Origin of the sequence: Streptomyces sp. AHA2 (assembly GCF_036857595.1) — a bacterium.
Lineage (GTDB): Bacteria > Actinomycetota > Actinomycetes > Streptomycetales > Streptomycetaceae > Streptomyces.
The window spans coordinates 138,897-156,517 of the sequence record NZ_JAUQWJ010000014.1; the positions used below are offsets into that span (position 1 = coordinate 138,897).

Sequence of the window (17,621 nt, forward strand, 5' to 3'; positions counted from 1 at the left end):
GGCGGCTCACGCCCCGCCCGGTATCCATCCCTGCCGGCGCAGCACGCCCGGTACGTCCGGTGCCTCGTAGTGCTCCCCCTTGAGGACCTTGCCGTCCTCACGGCGGGAGACCGTGCCGTCCGGGCCCATCTTGGTCATGTTGGAGCGGTAGATCTCCGCCAGGACCGCGTCGAGGTCGATGCCGTGGACCAGGGCCGTGCCGTAGGCGACGTACACGACGTCCGCCAGTTCGTGGGCCAGCCGGTCCAGCGGCCCCCGCACCGCCACCTCGGCCACCTCGGCTGCCTCCTCCGCGAGGAGCGCGCCCCGGTGGGCGGCGAGTTCCGGCGGGACCTCCGTCGGGGTGCTGCGGACGTCCAGGCCGAACGCGCGGTGGAATTCACGGACCAGGTCGGCGGGCGAGGAGCTCATGGGGCCGACTGTAGTGGCCGCCACTGACGCCCGGGGCCGTCCCGGTGACACCCCCTCCCTGGTCAGACAGGCCCCGCGGCTGGCAGGATCGCGCGCATGTCCCAGACGTTCCCCCGCATCGGCAGGCGCCGGGCCGTGCAGGGCGGCACCGCCGCCCTCGTGGTCCTCGGCCTGCTGCTGTGGTGGCTGCGGCCCTGGGCCGAGGAGCCGCCGTCGGGGACGATCGACTTCAGCACGGGCACGCGCGCGGGGGTCTATCACGAGTACGGCGAGCTGCTGCGCACCGCGATCGACAAGGACATGCCCGATCTGCGGGTGCGCCTGCTGACCAGTGCGGGGTCCCAGGAGAACGTGGCGGAAGTGGCGTCGGGCGACGCCGACTTCGCGATCGCCGCGGCGGACGCGGTCGCCACGTACATGCACGACAACCGGCCGGGGGCCGGCCGGCTGCGCGGGGTCGCCCGGCTGTACGACGACTACGTGCAGCTCGTCGTGCCGCCGGACTCCGACATCCGCTCGGTCGCCGACCTGCGGGGCAAGCGGGTGGCCATAGGGCTGCCCGACTCGGGTGTGCGACTGATCGCGAACGCCGTGCTCAAGGCGGCCGGGATCGACCCGGAGAACGACATCGAGCCGGCCTCGGACGGCATCGACACCGGGCCCAAGAGGCTGGGACACGGCCTGGACGCGTTCTTCTGGTCGGGCGGCCTGCCCACGGACGGGCTCAGCCGGCTGGCCAAGAAGTCGGCGTCGGCCTTCCGGTTCGTGCCGATCGACGCCACGCTGGTGGCCGCGCTGCACGACCAGGGCGGTGCCACGCGCTACTACCGCGCCACGAAGATGCCGGAGTCGGCCTACCCCTCCGTCCAGCACGGCCGTCCGGTGCCCACCCTGGCGGTCTCCAACCTGCTGATCACACGCAGCGACGTGGATCCCCGGCTCGCCGAGTGGCTCACGCGCACGGTGCTCGACAGCCGGGACCGCATCGGCGCGACCGTCCACTCGGCCCAGCTGGTCGACGTGCGCACGGCGATCTACACCGACCCACTGCAACTGCACGTCGGCGCCCAGCGGTACTACCAGTCGGTCAAACCGTAGGCACGGCGGTGCGGGCACGGGAGGCGGCGGCCGTCGCGGCCGCCCGGCGCACGACGACCGGCCGAAGCCGGGGCACGACGACTCGCCGAGCCGGGGCCCGGCGATCCGCCGAGCCGGGGCCGACGATCCGTCCGAAGCGGGGGCACCGGGCCCGACCGGACGGTGGGGGAACCCGGCCCGACCGGACCGTGGGGCGCCGAACCCGATCAGACCACAGTCGCCGAACCCGGTGAGGGCGCGGGCGCCGACCGCGGCACGCGAACCGTCACCCGCAGCCCGTGCGGCTCGTGATGGTCGTAGGAGATCGTGCCGCCGCCGGCCGCGAGCAGCGCCCGGGAGATGGACAGCCCGAGACCGGACCCCTTGATGTTCTGGTGGCGGCCGCTGCGCCAGAAACGGTCGCCGACCCGGGAGAGTTCCTCGTCGGTGAGGCCGGGGCCGTGGTCGCTGACGGAGACGGTGACGGTGTCGCCCTCCGAGGCGACGGCCACCTCCACGGTCTCGCCCTCGGGCGTGAACTTCACCGCGTTGTCGATGACCGCGTCCAGCGCGCTGGACAGGGCCACCGGGTCGGCCCAGGCGGTGGTCGGCGGGCAGTCGCCGACCAGGGTGACGCCCTTGGCGTCCGCGGTCGGGGACCAGGCCGCGAGGCGTTCCGCGGTCAGCTCGCCGATGTCGGTGACCTTCAGGTCGGCCTCGCTGTGCTCGGCCAGGGCGAGGTCGAGCAGATCGTCCAGGACCTGGGCGAGGCGCTTGCCCTCGGCCTGGACCGAGGCGATCTCCTTGTTGCCCTCGGGCAGCTCGAAGGAGAGCAGCTCGATGCGCAGCAACAGCGCCGCGAGGGGGTTGCGCAGCTGGTGGGAGGCGTCGGCGACGAAGGCCCGCTGCTGCTCCAGCACGTCCTCCACGTTGTCCGCCATCTCGTTGAACGACCGGGCCAGCCGCCTGAGTTCCGGCGGCCCCCCGGCGGCGGCGACCCGCGACTTCAGCCGCCCGGTGGCGATGTCGTGGGTGGTGGCGTCCAGGACGCGGACGGGCTTGAGCACCCAGCCGGTCAGCCGCAGGGCGGCTCCGACGGCCAGCAGCATCGCGGCGAACTCGCCCGCACCGATGACCAGCCAGCCCTGCAGCGTGCGCGAACGCATCTGCCCCGTGGGCGAGTCGGTGACGACGACCGCGACGACGTCCCCGTCCCGGATGACCGGCGAGGCGACCACGAGATTGCGCCGCTGCCAGGGCCAGACCTGCCGCGGGTCGTGGCTGCGGCGGCTGAGCTTCGCCTCGTCGAACGCCTCGCGGACCTCGCCCTGGCGCGGCAGGGACCAGCGCGCCGGTGCCTGGGCCATGGCGCTGCCGTTGCGGTAGAAGACGCCGGCGCGGATGCCGTAGACCTCGTGGTAGCTGCGCAGTTCGCTGCTGAGGGTGGCGAGCCGCTCGTTCTCGAAGGCGCCGGTGGGGCCCTCGGGCGAGTCGGTGACGAACTGCGCGAGCGCCGCGAACCGGGCGGTGTCGTCGATCCGGTCGACGACGACCTTCTGCTGCTGTGCCCCGGCCAGGCTGACGGCCAGGGGCACCCCGAGGGCGAGCAGCACGGCCGCCATCAGGACGATGAGCAGCGGGAGCAGACGCGTGCGCACCCGGCCCCGCTATCCCGCGGGCGCGACGAGCCGGTAGCCGACCCCGCGCACGGTCTCGATGAGGGCGGGCATGCGCAGTTTGGCCCGCAGGGATGCGACGTGCACCTCCAGGGTGCGCCCGGTCCCCTCCCAGCTGGTCCGCCACACCTCGCTGATGATCTGCTCCCGGCGGAACACCACGCCGGGCCGCTGCGCGAGAAGGGCCAGCAGGTCGAACTCCTTGCGGGTCAGCTGGATCACCGAGCCGTCCACGCTGACCCGGCGGGTGGGGAGCTCGATGTGCACGGGCCCGAGCCGCAGTCCGGTCTCGATGCCGCTGGAGGTGTCCTCGTGCGAGGTGCGCCGGCTGACGGCGTGGATCCGGGCGAGCAGCTCCCCGGTGTCGTACGGCTTGACCACGTAGTCGTCGGCGCCGAGGTTGAGGCCGTGGATGCGGGAGCGCACGTCGGAACGGGCGGTGACCATGATGACCGGGGTGGCGGTGCGCTTGCGGATCTTGCCGCAGACCTCGTACCCGTCCTGGTCGGGCAGGCCGAGGTCCAGAAGGATGACACCGAAGCCGTCGCTCTCCGGGACGAGGGCCTGGAGGGCTTCCTCACCGCTGCGCGCGTGGGTGACGTCGAAGCCGTGCCGCGCCAGGACCGCCGACAGGGCGGCGGCGACGTGGTTGTCGTCCTCGACGAGCAGCAGTCTCACCCGGGCCCCCTTCGGTTCACTGGTCGTACGATCCAGGTGTGTACAAAAACGCGTGCACGCGCGCGCGTGCACCTTGTGCAGTCACGCTGATGGATGAGCACGCCGTCAAGAGGGTTCCGGTTGCGACGGGCTTCCGTTATCCGGCTGGTATGAGGGCTGCTCGCAAGAGCTACGACTTGTGTCCGATTGCTATCGGATCGTGATGCTCAGATTCACCTCAGATGTAATGACGCAGGTCGTAGAGGGTTACTACTGTCCTCCGAAACCGAGGAGGACGGAGCCTGAGAGCGATGACCGAAGTATCGGTGGCCAAGGAAGATGTGGCCGCGACCGGCGATCTGGTCGTCCTGAAGAGCGTCAACAAGCACTTCGGCGCGTTGCACGTACTCCAGGACATCGACCTGACGATCGCCCGCGGTGAAGTCGTCGTGGTCATCGGACCCTCCGGGTCCGGCAAGTCCACCCTGTGCCGCACCATCAACCGGCTGGAGACGATCGACTCCGGCTCGATCACGATCGACGGAAAGCCCCTGCCCGCCGAGGGCAAGGCGCTGGCCCGCCTGCGCGCCGACGTCGGCATGGTCTTCCAGTCCTTCAACCTCTTCGCGCACAAGACCGTGCTCGAGAACGTGATGCTCGGCCAGGTCAAGGTCCGCAAGAAGGACAAGAAGGAGGCCGAGGACCGGGCCCGTTCCCTGCTCGACCGGGTCGGCGTGGCCGCGCAGGCCGACAAGTACCCGGCACAGCTCTCCGGCGGCCAGCAGCAGCGTGTGGCGATCGCGCGGGCGCTGGCCATGGAGCCGAAGGTGATGCTCTTCGACGAGCCGACCTCCGCGCTCGACCCCGAGATGATCAACGAGGTGCTGGAGGTCATGCAGCAGCTCGCCCGCGACGGCATGACGATGATCGTCGTCACCCACGAGATGGGTTTCGCACGATCGGCTGCAAACCGCGTGGTGTTCATGGCGGACGGCCGAATCGTCGAGGAGGCTGCGCCCGACCAGTTCTTCAGCAATCCGCGCAGCGACCGTGCCAAGGACTTCCTGTCGAAGATCCTGCACCACTGACGGCGCGGGGCCGTGTCCGACGCGACCGTGCCGCCCACCCCTTGAGCTCGAGGGTTCGCATCTCTTCACCAGTCAAAGGATGTTCATCATGAAGCTCCGCAAGGTCACCGCCGTCTCGGCCACCGTCTTCGCTCTCGCCCTGACCGCCACCGCGTGCGGCGGTGACGACAAGGACGGCGGCGACTCCGGTTCCGGCGGTGGCAAGACGATCACGGTCGGTATCAAGTTCGACCAGCCCGGTCTCGGCCAGAAGACGCCGCAGGGCTACGCCGGCTTCGACGTCGACGTCGCCACCTACGTGGCGAAGAAGCTCGGATACAGCGAGGACCAGATCGAGTGGAAGGAAGCGAAGAGCGCCGACCGCGAGACCATGCTCCAGCGCGGTGACGTCGACTTCATCGCCGCGACCTACTCGATCACTCCGGAGCGCCAGGAGAAGGTCGACTTCGCCGGTCCTTACCTGCTGGCGCACCAGGACGTGCTGGTCCGGGCCGATGACAACAAGATCAAGTCGCCCAAGGACCTGAACAACGCCAAGCTCTGCTCGGTCACCGGCTCCACGTCCGCGCAGAACGTGAAGGCCAAGCTGGCTCCCAAGGCTCAGCTCCAGCCGTACCCGACGTACTCCGCCTGTCTGCCCGGTCTGCAGAACGGTGCCGTGGACGCGCTGACCACCGACGACTCGATCCTCGCCGGTTACGCCGCCCAGTCGCAGTTCAAAGGCAAGTTCAAGCTCGGTGGCTTCAAGCTGACGAACGAGAACTACGGCATCGGCGTCAAGAAGGGCAGCGACCTGAAGGCCGACATCAACAAGGCTCTCGAGGCCATGGTGGCCGACGGCTCCTGGCAGAAGGCCGTGGACAAGAACCTCGGTCCGGCCAACTACAAGAACGAGCCCGCGCCGAAGATCGGCGACATCAAGAGCTGAGGCAAAGCCTGACGGGTGCGCCGCCTTCCGGGGCGGCGCACCGGGGCATCCCTATACGCGGAAGCGCGGGAGATCGTGTTCGACTTTCTTGAGGATTACGACCTGCTGGGAGCCTTCTGGACGACGGTGCAGCTCGCTGTGCTGTCCGCGGTCGGCTCTCTCATCTGGGGCACTCTGCTGGCTGCCATGCGCGTCGGCCCCGTGCCGCTGATGCGCGGCTTCGGGACCGCGTACGTGAACATCGTGCGGAACATCCCGTTGACCGTCATCATCCTGTTCACGTCGCTGGGCCTGAACCAGACACTGGGGGTCTCCCTCGGCGCGAATGACGTCGAGACGATCAACTTCCGGCTCGCAGTTCTCGGCCTGATCTTCTACACCTCTTCCTTCGTGTGTGAAGCGCTACGGTCGGGAATCAACACGGTGCCGGTCGGGCAGGCCGAGGCGGCTCGCGCGATCGGCCTGAACTTCCGCCAGGTGCTCGGGCTGGTCGTACTGCCACAAGCCTTCCGGTCCTCCGTCGTCCCGCTGGCCAACGTGCTGATCGCCCTCATCAAGAACACCACGGTGGCCGCCGCCATCGGTGTCGCCGAGGCAGCGGTGCTGATGAAGGAGATGATCGAGAACGAGGCGCAGCTGCTGCTGATCTCTGCGGTCATCGCGTTCGGTTTCGTGGTCTTGACGCTGCCGACCGGCCTGATCCTCGGCTGGGTGGGCAAGAAGGTGGCGGTGAAGCGATGAGCTCGATTCTCTATGACGCCCAGGGCCCGCGGGCGAAGCGGCGCAACGTCGTCCTCACGGTGGTCTTCCTGGCCGCTATGGCAGCGCTGCTGTGGTGGGTGTTCCAGACCCTCAAGGACAAGGGTCAGCTCGAATGGGCACTGTGGGAGCCGTTCTTCTCGGGCACCGAGGCCTGGTCCACGTACATCTGGCCGGGTCTGCAGAACACCCTGAAGGCTGCCGTCCTGGCCGTGATCATCGCTCTGCCGCTCGGGGCCGTTCTCGGTATCGCCCGTTTGTCGGATCACGCCTGGGTCCGGATCCCGGCCGCGGTCGTGGTCGAGTTCTTCCGGTCCATCCCCGTCCTGGTCCTGATGATCTTCGGCCTGGCGTTGTTCGCCGAGTACACCAACGTCACCTCTGACGACCGTCCGCTGTACGCCGTCGTCACCGGCCTGGTGCTCTACAACGCCTCCGTGCTCGCCGAGATCGTCCGGGCGGGCATCCTGGCTCTGCCGAAGGGCCAGTCCGAGGCCGCGATGGCCATCGGTCTGCGCAAGAACCAGCTGATGCGCCTGATCCTGCTGCCGCAGGCGGTCACGGCGATGCTCCCGGCGATCGTCAGTCAGCTCGTCGTCATCGTGAAGGACACCGCACTCGGTGGCGCTGTCCTCACCTATTCCGAGCTGCTGTCCTCGGCGAACACGATGAGCGGCTACTACGGCGCCAATGTCATCGCCAGTTTCACGGTCGTCGCCGTCATCTTCATCGCCTTGAACTTCGCGCTGACGACTTTCGCGAGCTGGCTGGAGCGCAGGCTGCGGCGGGCCAAGAAGTCGACGGGTGCGGTCGTGGGTGCGAACGACGCCGAGATCGCCGGGACCACGGGAACCGGCGCGGGAGGCACCGTCTGACACTCGGTCAACCGTGTGACCGTCCAGGGGCAGTGGCATGATCGCCACTGCCCCTGGTCACTTGACGCAAGCACCCGCAATAGGTTGCATACGTTCTGTGATCGTGCACCCTGCTCCACCTTCGTGTTCGCCTACGTCTTCCAGGACAACACCACGGGCAGGGGGCGCCGCGTCGTGGATCCGGTGATCGTCGTCGGGGCGGGGCCCGTCGGGCTCACGCTCGCCCTGGCGCTGGCCCGCCAGGAAGTGCCCTGCGTGGTCCTCGACGAGGGGCCGGGCAAGGACGAACCCCGTGCCGCGCGGACCGTCGTTCTGCGTGAGGACGCCGCCGCCCTGGTGGAGCGGCTCTCCGGTGTCCCCCTGGCCGGCCTCGGCGCGCATTGGGCCGGATGGCGGTCGATGCGGCGCAAGCAGGTGATGCGCGAGGTCGTCTTCGACGACACCGAGCCCTCCCCCCTGCACATCGCCCAGCACGTGCTGACCGGCGCCCTGCGCGAGGCCCTCGCGGGCGAACGGCTCGTCAAGGTCGCGGTGGAGAGCCGGCTCGACGCCCTGGAGCAGGAACCCTCCGGCGTCACCGCCCACACCCGCGGCCCCAAGGGCACCTGGTGGCGGGGCAGTTACCTCGTCGGCTGCGACGGCCCCCGCTCGACCGTGCGCAAACTCCAGGACATCCGTTTCCCGGGCCGTACCGCGGTGGAACGTCACGCCGTCGCCGCGCTGCGCACGGAACTGCCCTGGCACGACGAGGCGTTGCTGCACCGCACGCCGCCCTGGCGCACGTCCGGCCCCTCGGCCGGCGAGGTCAGCGCCCGCCCGCTTCCCGACGGCGTCTGGCGTCTGGACTGGCTGCTGCCCCCCGGCAAGGACCTGGTCACCCCCGAGCTGCTGCTGACCCGCATCCGCGAGACCCTGGCCGGCTGGTCGGGCGGCACGGTCCCGGCGTACGAGCTGCTGGACACCGGGGTCCACACGGTCCACCACCGCCTGGCCCGGCGCTGGCGCGCCGACCGCGTCTTCCTCGCCGGGGACGCGGCCCACCTGCTGGGTGCACTGGGCACGCACGGTCTCGACGAGGGGCTGCGCGACGCCGACAACCTCGCCTGGAAGCTGGCGCTGGCCTGGCACCACGGTCCGCACGAGGCGCTCCTGGACAGCTACCAGAGCGAGCGCAGGGCGGTCGTCGCCGCCCGGCTGCGCGCCGCCGACCAGGCGCTGCCGGTGTTGCGGGGCGGCGGAGGCCTGCGTTCCTACGTGCCCGGCTCCTCCAAGGGCCACGACACCCTCCTCACGGACGGGCATCTGGGGCACGGCCAGCTGGGTGCGCCGGGGACGTACGCCGACTCGCCGCTGGCGCCGGGGCCTCTGGAGGGCGACACGCCGGTCGACACAGCGCCCGGGGCGCCCGTCACCGACGTGCGGGTCACCGCGGAGGACGGCACCTTCGTGCGGCTGCGGGACCGGCTGGGCCGGGGCGCGCTGCTCGTGGTGCTGATCGCGCCGGGCACGGGCGTGTGGGAACGCAAGCACTGGGCCAGGGCCGGCCTCATGCCCCGGCTCGCGGCGGCCGTGGCCGCCCTGCCGCACCCCGCCGAGCTGCTGGTCGCGGAGAGCTATCCGGGCGCGGCCGCCCACACGGTCCTGCTGGTGCGTCCCGACGGGCACCTCGTCACCGCGCTGAGCGGGGTACGCCCCGACGACCTGTACGCAGCGGCGGAGGCCGCCGTGGGCGGGCCGGTGAAGGCGCAGGCCGGAGCCGGTGCCTCCGCCGGGGTGTCCTGACTCCGGCACCACGTCCGACGTGCTCACTGTCACCGTGCGTCCGCATGGTGACAGTGAGTTGACCGGCTTGGGCGGCCGTGGTGTACTCCGGTGCGTGACCGACACCTGTGTGCGCCTGTGGCGGAGGGTCCATATGGACCTCGTCCGCTATGCGGGCTGCGTGTGTCGTCCGTCCTGCTGACTTCGCACCCTTCCCTCCCCCTGAGCGCGCGCCGCGGCCCCTTCGCGCCGGCTGCCGCGCCCTCTTCGCGAACCCTCCAGGACTTCCAGGACGGCACCCGTGTCTGTATCCCCTTCCGCGTCCCCTTCCGTCTCCACCTCCGGTTCGGCTCCCACCCAGGCGGACCTCTACGACTTCGTCCGGCGGACCGCCGCCGACAGCGAACTGATCTCCTCCCTGCCGCTCGACCCGGAGGGCCGTACGTGGGTCCGGCTGGACGGCCCCGGCGGCAGCGAGGCCTGGCTGATCGGCTGGCCGCCGGGCACGGGCACCGGCTGGCACGACCACGCCGACTCCGTCGGCGCCTTCCTCACCGCGGCCGGCGAGCTCAAGGAGAACTCGCTCGCCGCCCGGCTGCCCACCGACGGCTGGAAGACCCTCGAGCTCAGCGAGGGCGTGGACCGGGAGCGCCGGCTCGGCACCGGCCAGGGCCGCGCCTTCGGCCGGCACCATGTGCACGAGGTGCTGAACGAGTCCACCGACCGGCACGCGATCTCCGTGCACGCCTACTACCCGCCCCTGCCGCGGATCCGCCGCTACAGTCGAAGCGGCCCCGTGCTGCGACTCGAGCAGGTCGAACGACCGGAGGACTGGCAGTGAGTGCCGCCGACGGTGCGAGCGGCTCACAGCCGCCGGTGGGGATCGACGAGTTCCTGGAGCGGGTGCGGGCGGGGTACGCGCGGATCGATCCGCAGCAGGCCTACGAGGCCGCCCGGGCCGGCGACGCGCTGCTGGTGGACATCCGCTACGCGGCCCTGCGCGAGCGGGACGGATACGTCCCGGGCGCCGTCGTCGTGGAGCGCAACGAACTGGAGTGGCGGCTCGATCCACAGGGCTCCCACCGTCTCCCCGAGGCGACGAGTCACGCCCTGCGCGTCGTCGTCTTCTGCAACGAGGGGTACGCCTCCAGCCTGGCGGCCCATTCCCTGCACCAGCTGGGTCTGCACCGGGCCACGGATCTGGTCGGCGGTTTCCAGGCCTGGAAGGACGCCGGGCTTCCGGTGGAGTGACCCGCCTTCCTGACCGAGCCTTCTGTGGCGTCTTGCACCCACCAGGCTGGACTTGTGAGGGCGGCGGGGCCGGCGCGGAGCGGGTGCTCGGCCCCGCGGACCGCTGAGCCGCTGCCGCACATCGCCGACGGGCGTCGATCAGGTCGGTCGGGTACAGGGCCTGGGTGCAGTTCGCGCGCTCCGGCGGCCGGCTCGGCGTTGAAGGGCACGGCGCGTGGAGCCGAGCGGCAGCGCCCGTCCGGCACCGCCTGCTGCGCACCCGCGGCCCGGGCTCAGTACCCCTCGTCCCCCAGGAACTCCGTGTCCTCCCCCTCCTCCTCCAGCGCCTGCCGGACCACCCTCAGGGCCATGCCCTCGGGGTAGCCCTTGCGGGCGAGCATGCCCGCGAGACGGCGGAGCCGCTTGTCACGGTCGAGGCCCCGGGTGGAACGGAGTTTGCGGGCGACCAGCTCACGGGCCGTCGCCTCCTCCTGGTCCGAGTCGAGCTGGGAGACGGCCTCCTCGATGAGGGTCGCGTCGACACCCTTGGTCCGCAGCTCCCGGGCGAGGGCACGCCGGGCCAGGCCTCTGCCGTGGTGACGGGACTCGACCCAGGCGTCCGCGAAGGCGCTGTCGTTGATGAGGCCGGCTTCTTCGAACCGCGACAGCACCTCCTCGGCCGCGTCGTCCGGGATCTGCCGCTTGCGCAGGGCGTCGGCGAGCTGCTTGCGGGTACGCGGGGTCCCGGTGAGCAGGCGCAGGCAGATCGCCCGAGCCTGCTCCACCGGGTCCGCCGGAGGCGCCTCCTGCTCCGCCCTCGACGAGGAGAGGGCGCCTCCGTCCTCGGTACCGGCCGTCTCGCCGAAACCGCGCCGGCGACGCCCTCGCCGGCCGCGCGGCCCGCCGTCACGCGAGTCACCCCGAGGAGAGCCGCTCTCCGTTGAGCCGCCCCCGTGCGCCTCGTCGTCCCCGAACGGCGCGTTCCCGTACCCGTGTTCCGCTTCCCCGGCCGAGCCGGTGTCGCCTGCGGTGCCCCTCCCCCGGGGGACACCGGAGGCGGCGTACTCGTACTCCGCCCAGTCGGTTCGTCGTGTCACGGGTCAGCTCTTGGCTGCGGCGGCCTTGGACTTGCTGCTCTTGGCCGCTGCCGGAGCGGGGACAGCCGGGGTCTCGTCGGCCGGTGCGGCGGCCGCCGCGTCCGTGCCCGGCTCGGCGGCCGGCTCCTCGGGACGCACTCCGACGCCCAGCTTCTCCTTGATCTTCTTCTCGATCTCGTTGGCCAGGTCGGGGTTGTCCTTCAGGAAGTTACGGGCGTTCTCCTTGCCCTGGCCGAGCTGGTCGCCCTCGTACGTGTACCAGGCGCCGGCCTTGCGCACGAAGCCGTGCTCCACGCCCATGTCGATCAGGCCGCCCTCGCGGCTGATGCCCTGGCCGTAGAGGATGTCGAACTCGGCCTGCTTGAAGGGCGGCGCGACCTTGTTCTTGACGACCTTGCAGCGGGTGCGGTTGCCGACCGCCTCGGTGCCGTCCTTCAGGGTCTCGATGCGGCGGATGTCGATGCGCACCGAGGCGTAGAACTTCAGCGCGCGGCCACCGGTCGTGGTCTCCGGGGAGCCGAACATCACGCCGATCTTCTCGCGGAGCTGGTTGATGAAGATGGCGGTGGTCTTCGACTGGTTGAGCGCGCTGGTGATCTTCCGCAGGGCCTGGCTCATGAGCCGGGCCTGCAGACCGACGTGGCTGTCGCCCATCTCGCCCTCGATCTCCGCACGCGGTACGAGCGCGGCGACGGAGTCGATGACGATGAGGTCGAGAGCACCGGAGCGGACCAGCATGTCCACGATCTCCAGGGCCTGCTCGCCGTTGTCGGGCTGGGAGAGGATGAGGTTGTCGATGTCGACGCCGAGCTTCTTCGCGTACTCGGGGTCGAGGGCGTGCTCCGCGTCGACGAAGGCGACCTGGCCGCCGGCCTTCTGCGCGTTCGCCACCGCGTGCAGGGTCAGGGTGGTCTTACCGGAGGACTCCGGTCCGTAGATCTCCACGACGCGGCCGCGCGGGAGACCGCCCACGCCGAGAGCCACGTCCAGGGCGGTGGACCCGGTCGAGATGACCTCGATGGGCTCCTTGGACCGCTCGCCCATGCGCATGACCGCGCCCTTGCCGAATTGCCGTTCAATCTGTGCGAGAGCGGCATCCAGCGCCTTCTCGCGGTCGGTTCCTGCCATGGGTTCCACCCGATTTGCTTGAGTCGATCGCTTCACGTCAAAGACGCTAACGCCTGCCACTGACAACGCGCCCTGACGCACGTCCGGCCTGTGGATAACTCGGGCACTTCTCCACCCAAACTACGTCGAATCGCCCGTCGTTGAGCCCGCCGGTGCACCCCATGAGAATGGATGTTCGATTTTGGTGTCAAGCGCACCACGCGGCACCCGCGTGCCGTGCTCACCGGTGCCGCGCCGGGACGGCCGCGCGTACCGCCGCGCCGGACCGAGGGTGCGCCCGAGGCCGGAACGTCGGGGGGAGCCTCCTCCCGAGCGTCAGGAGGAACTCCCTCCGGAGCCCCCCTCGCCGCGCCGTTGCGTCCCCGCGCCGCGCCGCGTCCCCCACAGTCCCCTGGCGCGCGTGAGCAGGCCCGGCCCCTCCCCCCGCCGGCGGTGCCCCTGCACCCGCGGGTCGTCCGTGACGTCGTAGCGCTTCACGTACGCGCCCAGGAAGGCCTGCAGGGTGGCGATGGCGGGGATGGCGATCAGGGCGCCGACCGCGCCGAGGAGGGCCGTGCCGGCGATGACCGAGCCGAAGGCGACAGCGGGGTGGATGTCGACGGTCTTGGACGTGAGCTTGGGCTGCAGCACGTAGTTCTCGAACTGCTGGTAGACCACGACGAAGATCAGCACCCACAGCGCGTACCAGGGGTCCACCGTGAACGCGATCAGCATGGGCAGGGCGCCCGCGAGATACGTGCCGATGGTGGGGATGAACTGCGACACCAGGCCCACCCACACGGCCAGCACGGGTGCGTAGGGCACGTCCAGGGCCTGGAGCAGCACGAAGTGCGCCAGGCCGGAGACCAGGGCCATCAGACCGCGTGAGTAGATGTAACCGCCGGTCTTGTTGACGGCGATCTCCCAGGCGCGCAGCACCTCGGCCTGGCGGGCGGGCGGCAGCACGGAGCAGATGGTGCGACGCAGCCGCGGGCCGTCGGCCGCGAAGTAGAACGAGAAGAGCGCGACCGTCAGCAGCTGGAAGAGGCCCCCGATGACCTGGGCGGAGACGTCCAGGACACCCGTGGCGCTGTTCTGCACGTAGTTGCGCAGCCAGTCGGAGCGCAGCAGGCCCTCCTGGATGTCGACGCGCTTCAGGTCGGTCTTGAAGTGGGCGTTGACCCAGTTGATGACGGAGTCCAGGTAGTCGGGGAACCCCTCGACCATCTTGATGATCTGGCCGGCGAGCATGGATCCGAGCAACGTGACGAAGCCGGCCGCCACGATCAGCACGCCGATGAAGACGACGAACGCCGCGAACCCCCTGCGCATGCCGCGCGCGGCCATCCAGCCGACCGCGGGCTCGATGGCGAGCGCCAGGAAGAACGCGATGAGGACGTTGATCAACAGCCCGGTGAGCTGGTGGAAGGCCCAGCTGCCGAGCTGGAACGCGGCGACGAGCGCGAGAGCGAGCACCAGGGCGCGCGGCAGCCAGCGGGGCATGCGGCCGTCCGGCCCGGCCGCGGCCGGGGCCTGGTCGGGCGGCGGCGTCGTACCGGACGCGGAGGACTTGAGGGCTGCCTGCCCGGACTCGTCAGTGGGTGCCACGGACCAAGTCTCGTACACGCCACCGGCAGCCGTCCGCCCGCCTTCGATCTTCGTGCCCGGCAGGCCGTCTCACCGGCGGGCCGCCGATACCGGTGAGCTTCCCGGGACGTCGGCCGAGCCGGTCCCCGCGGTCACCGCACAGCAGGTCAGCGCCGCTCCCGTGGCACGTCCATCACCGTGCAGACCACCTGCCACACGTCCTTGGCGTCCCAGCCGGCGTCCAGTGCCTCGTTCACCGTGCGCCCGCCGAGCTCCGCCATCACGTGGTCGCGCGCGAAGGTGTCGGCGTAGCCGGAACCGAAGTGCTCCGCCATCCGCTGCCAGAAGACCGTCAACCGCATGACTCCAGTATCCCGCCCCTGCGGGTGGGCCCGAGCCGGGACCGCCACCCCGCACCGCTTTCCGCCCTACGGTCGTCCCATGGCCGCTACAGGAGCTTCCGCACTCGCCCCGACCGTCCCGCCGAACAGCCCCCTCGCGCGCGCGGAGCGGTTCGTCTGGCTCACCGCGCGCGTGCTCGAGCAGCGCCTCTTCGCCCACCACTTCCGCCGCGCTCCCGCCGAACCGGTGGTGGCGGCGCTGGAGGCCTACCGCAACGAGGACGGCGGGTACGGCCACGCACTGGAGCCGGATCTGCGCGGCCCGGTCAGCCAGCCGCTGCACACGGCCCACGCGCTGCACGTCCTGGACGCCGTCGGGCACTGCGCCGGACAGCGCGTGGAACGCCTGTGCCGCTACCTGACGTCCGTCTCCACCCCGGACGGCGCGCTCCCGGCGGTTCACCCGAGTCAGCAGGGCTACCCGGCGGCGCCCTTCGTCACGGTCGTGGACGATCCGCCCGGCGATCTCCTGGCGACCGGGCCGGTGGTCGGTCTCCTACACCGCAACGAGGTGTGGCACGCGTGGCTCTTCAGGGCCACGGACTTCTGCTGGCAGGCGGTGGAGTCCCTGGAGAAGTCGCACCCCTACGAGATCGAGGCCGCCGTGGCCTTCCTGGACTCCGTTCCCGACCGCCCGCGCGCGGAGGCGGCCGCCGTCCGGCTGGGCCGGCTGGTGCGCGAACACCGGCTGGCGGCCCTCGACCCGGCGGACCCGGACGCGTACCCGGTCTCCCCCGGCTACGCGCCGGGGGAGCACCACTTCGCGTACGACTACGCGCGCAGTCCGCGCTCGCTCGCGCGCGCGTGGTTCACCGACGAGGAGATGGAGCGCTCACTGGACCACCTCGCGGCCCAGCAGCAGGACGACGGCGGCTGGCCGGTGCGGTGGCGGCGCTGGGCGCCCGCTCCCGCCCTGGAAGCCCGTTCCATGGTGACGATCGAGGCGCTGCGCACACTCGCCGCGTACGGCCGCCCCCTCGGCTGATCAGGCGCCCAGGGCCCGCACGCCCGCGGTGACCACCACGGCCGCCGCGACGACGAGCAGGAACGGAGCGCGCAGCACCAGCGCGACGGCGGCGGCGCCGAGCCCGGCGGCCCGGGCGTCCAGGACCAGTGCCTGCCCCTCGGCGAAGGTCTGCTGGGCCGTGAGGGCGGCGAGCAGCGCGACGGGCAGCAGGGCGGCGAGCCGCTTGACGACGGGCCGCTCCAGGGCGTGGGCGGGCACCAGGAGCCCGGCCAGCTTGACGGCGTAGCACCCGAGGACGGTCACGCCGATGGCGATCCAGACGTTCACAGCGCCGACCCCTGACCCCCGTCACGGCCCTGTTCCCCGCCGGGCCCCCGCCCCTTGCGGCGACCCTCCGCCCACAGCACGGTGGGCGCCGCCAGGGCGGCCAGCAGGACCGGGACGCCGGCGGGCAGCACGGGCAGCAGCCCGAGGCCGAGGAGGACCGCGAGTGCGGCGACGGCACGCTCGGCGCCGCTCCTGAGCATCGGGGCGAGCAGCGCGAGGAACACCGCCGGTCCCGCCGCGTCCAGCCCCCACGCGTCGGTGTCCCCGATGGCCTCGGCGCCGAGGGCGCCGAGCAGCGTGGTGAGGTTCCACAGGACGTACAGGGTCAGGCCCGTCACCAGGAACCCCAGGCGGGCTCCGCGCCGCGTGGGCTGGGCGAGCGCGACCGCTGCCGTCTCGTCGATCACCCACTGGGCGGCGAACGGCCGCACCGCGCGCGGGAGGGCCAGAACCTGTGACAGGCGCAGGCCGTAGAAGGCGTTGCGCACGCCGAGGAAGAAGGCCCCGGCAGCGGCCGTGAACGGGGCGCCGCCGGCCGCGAGGGCACCCACCAGGGCGAACTGCGAGGCCCCGGTGAACACCAGGAGGCTGAGCGCGCAGGTCTGCGCCAGGGTGAGTCCGCTGCCGGCCGAGGTCACCCCGAAGGCGAACCCCGAGAGCCCGACGGCCACCCCGACGCCCAGCGCGTCCCGTACGACGGCCCGGTCCGCCGCCTTCCCGTCTGTCCTTGTGTCTTCGAGAGTCGTTCGATCCACCACGCCCCACACGCTACGGCCGAGGGCTAGGGCGGGTCTTGTACGTTCTTGCGCTCCCGCTGGTACGCCCCCGGAGGCACGCCGACGATACGGCTGAAGTGCCGGTTCAGGTGCGGCTGGTCGGTGAAGCCCACGGCCACGGCGACCTCCGAGGGCGCCGTCCCCAGGTCCAGCAGGCTCCGGGCCCGGCGCACGCGCGCGTCGGTGAGCCAGGTGTGCGGCGGCATCCCGTAGGTGTCCCGGAAGGCCCGCAGCAGGGCGAACGGGCTGGTTCCGAGATCGGCGGCCAGCCGCTCCAGGCTCGGCGGCCGGGCCATGCGCTCCTCCAGCACCCCACGCGCGCGTGCCGCCATGCGGGCCCCGGCGGTACGCACCCGCCGCTGCGGCACGGGTCCCCCGTTCAGCCGCAGCAGCCTGGTCACGGCGACCCGCAGCAGGGTGTCAGCGGCGAGCGCGTTGTCCTCGTCGGCCGCCCGCAGCACCTGGTGCACCAGCCCCACCGCGTACGGGTCGTCCACCACCGGGCTGACGAACCCGGGCGCACCCCGCAGTGACGTGGTCTCGGCGGCGATCTGCGCGACCACCTCGGGCGAGGGGTACACCGCCCCGTACCGCCAGCCCTCGGGCACCCCTGCCCGCCCGGTGTGCGGCGTGTCCGGGTTGACCAGCGCGAGTGCCCCGGCGCCCGCGTACTGGTCGCCGCTGCCGTGGTGGAAGACCTCCACCCCGTCCGCGATGGCGGCGATCACGAAGTTCTCGTGGGTGTGCCGCACGAAGGTCTTCCGGACGTACCGGGCCCGCAGCAGGTCGACCCCGGGCAGCTCGTCGTACTGCCAGTGCCGCGCGCGCTCGTTCATACGGCCATTGTCCGGCTGCCGGAAGGCGACGCCCGGTCCCGCTGATCGCCGTCCGCCCGGA

At 71.3% G+C, this 17,621-nt stretch carries 20 protein-coding genes; 10 read left to right on the forward strand and 10 right to left on the reverse strand.

Annotated elements, in window-relative coordinates:
* Positions 1-6: 6 nt before the first annotated feature.
* A complete protein-coding gene (locus Q5694_RS25595) occupies positions 7-411 on the reverse strand; it encodes a MazG nucleotide pyrophosphohydrolase domain-containing protein (protein WP_333935701.1) in 405 nt (134 codons plus the stop codon).
* 96 nt (positions 412-507) lie between these two features.
* Between Q5694_RS25595 and Q5694_RS25600 the strand changes: the two genes are divergently transcribed.
* Positions 508-1,509 carry a TAXI family TRAP transporter solute-binding subunit gene (locus tag Q5694_RS25600; protein WP_333935702.1) on the forward strand — a complete coding sequence of 334 codons (1,002 nt, stop codon included), beginning with the start codon at positions 508-510 and terminating at the stop codon, positions 1,507-1,509.
* 206 nt (positions 1,510-1,715) lie between these two features.
* On the opposite strand, the gene Q5694_RS25605 is transcribed toward Q5694_RS25600, so the two are convergent.
* Positions 1,716-3,146, reverse strand: a complete 1,431-nt coding sequence (locus tag Q5694_RS25605; protein ID WP_333935703.1) for a sensor histidine kinase — start codon at positions 3,144-3,146, stop codon at positions 1,716-1,718.
* A gap of 9 nt (positions 3,147-3,155) precedes the next feature.
* On the reverse strand, positions 3,156-3,842 hold the full coding sequence (locus Q5694_RS25610; protein ID WP_333935704.1) for a response regulator transcription factor: 687 nt from the start codon (positions 3,840-3,842) through the stop codon (positions 3,156-3,158).
* Between the two features lie 290 nt (positions 3,843-4,132).
* On the opposite strand from Q5694_RS25610, the gene Q5694_RS25615 reads away from it, so the two are divergent.
* The 8 genes from Q5694_RS25615 (at position 4,133) to Q5694_RS25650 (ending at position 10,483) form a co-directional block, all read left to right on the forward strand.
* Positions 4,133-4,909 (forward strand): amino acid ABC transporter ATP-binding protein, encoded by a 777-nt coding sequence (locus Q5694_RS25615; RefSeq protein ID WP_333935705.1) that lies wholly within the window; start codon positions 4,133-4,135, stop codon positions 4,907-4,909.
* Between the two features lie 88 nt (positions 4,910-4,997).
* Positions 4,998-5,837, forward strand: coding sequence for a glutamate ABC transporter substrate-binding protein (locus tag Q5694_RS25620; RefSeq protein ID WP_333935706.1), 840 nt, complete (start codon positions 4,998-5,000; stop codon positions 5,835-5,837).
* Positions 5,838-5,912: 75 nt separating this feature from the next.
* Positions 5,913-6,578 carry an amino acid ABC transporter permease gene (locus Q5694_RS25625; RefSeq protein WP_333935707.1) on the forward strand — a complete coding sequence of 222 codons (666 nt, stop codon included), beginning with the start codon at positions 5,913-5,915 and terminating at the stop codon, positions 6,576-6,578.
* Positions 6,575-7,471, forward strand: coding sequence for an amino acid ABC transporter permease (locus Q5694_RS25630; RefSeq protein ID WP_333935708.1), 897 nt, complete (start codon positions 6,575-6,577; stop codon positions 7,469-7,471). The genes Q5694_RS25625 and Q5694_RS25630 overlap by 4 nt, the downstream gene beginning before the upstream one ends.
* A gap of 174 nt (positions 7,472-7,645) precedes the next feature.
* Positions 7,646-9,253, forward strand: coding sequence for an FAD-dependent monooxygenase (locus tag Q5694_RS25635; protein WP_333935736.1), 1,608 nt, complete (start codon positions 7,646-7,648; stop codon positions 9,251-9,253).
* 109 nt (positions 9,254-9,362) lie between these two features.
* Positions 9,363-9,434, forward strand: coding sequence for a putative leader peptide (locus Q5694_RS25640; protein WP_309544753.1), 72 nt, complete (start codon positions 9,363-9,365; stop codon positions 9,432-9,434).
* 99 nt (positions 9,435-9,533) lie between these two features.
* Positions 9,534-10,073, forward strand: a complete 540-nt coding sequence (locus Q5694_RS25645) for a cysteine dioxygenase (RefSeq protein WP_333935709.1) — start codon at positions 9,534-9,536, stop codon at positions 10,071-10,073.
* Positions 10,070-10,483, forward strand: a complete 414-nt coding sequence (locus tag Q5694_RS25650; protein ID WP_443040937.1) for a rhodanese-like domain-containing protein — start codon at positions 10,070-10,072, stop codon at positions 10,481-10,483. The genes Q5694_RS25645 and Q5694_RS25650 overlap by 4 nt, the downstream gene beginning before the upstream one ends.
* A gap of 272 nt (positions 10,484-10,755) precedes the next feature.
* On the opposite strand, the gene recX is transcribed toward Q5694_RS25650, so the two are convergent.
* The 4 genes from recX to Q5694_RS25670 all read right to left on the reverse strand — a co-directional run bounded on the left by recX (position 10,756) and on the right by Q5694_RS25670 (position 14,615).
* A complete protein-coding gene (recX, locus tag Q5694_RS25655; RefSeq protein WP_333935710.1) occupies positions 10,756-11,559 on the reverse strand; it encodes a recombination regulator RecX in 804 nt (267 codons plus the stop codon).
* Between the two features lie 3 nt (positions 11,560-11,562).
* Complete coding sequence (gene recA / locus Q5694_RS25660; protein ID WP_333935712.1) at positions 11,563-12,687, reverse strand: recombinase RecA; 1,125 nt, start codon at positions 12,685-12,687, stop codon at positions 11,563-11,565.
* 315 nt (positions 12,688-13,002) lie between these two features.
* Positions 13,003-14,274: an AI-2E family transporter gene (locus Q5694_RS25665; protein ID WP_333935713.1), complete on the reverse strand. Its 1,272-nt coding sequence runs from the start codon at positions 14,272-14,274 to the stop codon at positions 13,003-13,005.
* 146 nt (positions 14,275-14,420) lie between these two features.
* Positions 14,421-14,615: a DUF3046 domain-containing protein gene (locus Q5694_RS25670; protein ID WP_333935714.1), complete on the reverse strand. Its 195-nt coding sequence runs from the start codon at positions 14,613-14,615 to the stop codon at positions 14,421-14,423.
* A 79-nt stretch (positions 14,616-14,694) separates the two neighbouring features.
* On the opposite strand from Q5694_RS25670, the gene Q5694_RS25675 reads away from it, so the two are divergent.
* Positions 14,695-15,639, forward strand: a complete 945-nt coding sequence (locus Q5694_RS25675; RefSeq protein WP_333935715.1) for a hypothetical protein — start codon at positions 14,695-14,697, stop codon at positions 15,637-15,639.
* On the opposite strand, the gene Q5694_RS25680 is transcribed toward Q5694_RS25675, so the two are convergent.
* Genes Q5694_RS25680 through Q5694_RS25690 form a run of 3 tightly spaced genes read right to left on the reverse strand, consistent with a single transcriptional unit; the run spans position 15,640 to position 17,560 of the window.
* Entirely contained in the window at positions 15,640-15,948 is a 309-nt protein-coding gene (locus tag Q5694_RS25680; RefSeq protein ID WP_333935716.1) for an AzlD domain-containing protein, read from the reverse strand.
* Positions 15,945-16,706 carry an AzlC family ABC transporter permease gene (locus Q5694_RS25685; protein WP_333935717.1) on the reverse strand — a complete coding sequence of 254 codons (762 nt, stop codon included), beginning with the start codon at positions 16,704-16,706 and terminating at the stop codon, positions 15,945-15,947. Before Q5694_RS25685 ends, Q5694_RS25680 begins: the two co-directional genes overlap by 4 nt.
* A 23-nt stretch (positions 16,707-16,729) precedes the next feature.
* The gene (locus tag Q5694_RS25690; protein WP_443040938.1) at positions 16,730-17,560 is read right to left on the reverse strand and encodes an AraC family transcriptional regulator; all 831 of its coding nucleotides are present in this window, start codon (positions 17,558-17,560) and stop codon (positions 16,730-16,732) included.
* Positions 17,561-17,621: the final 61 nt, after the last annotated feature.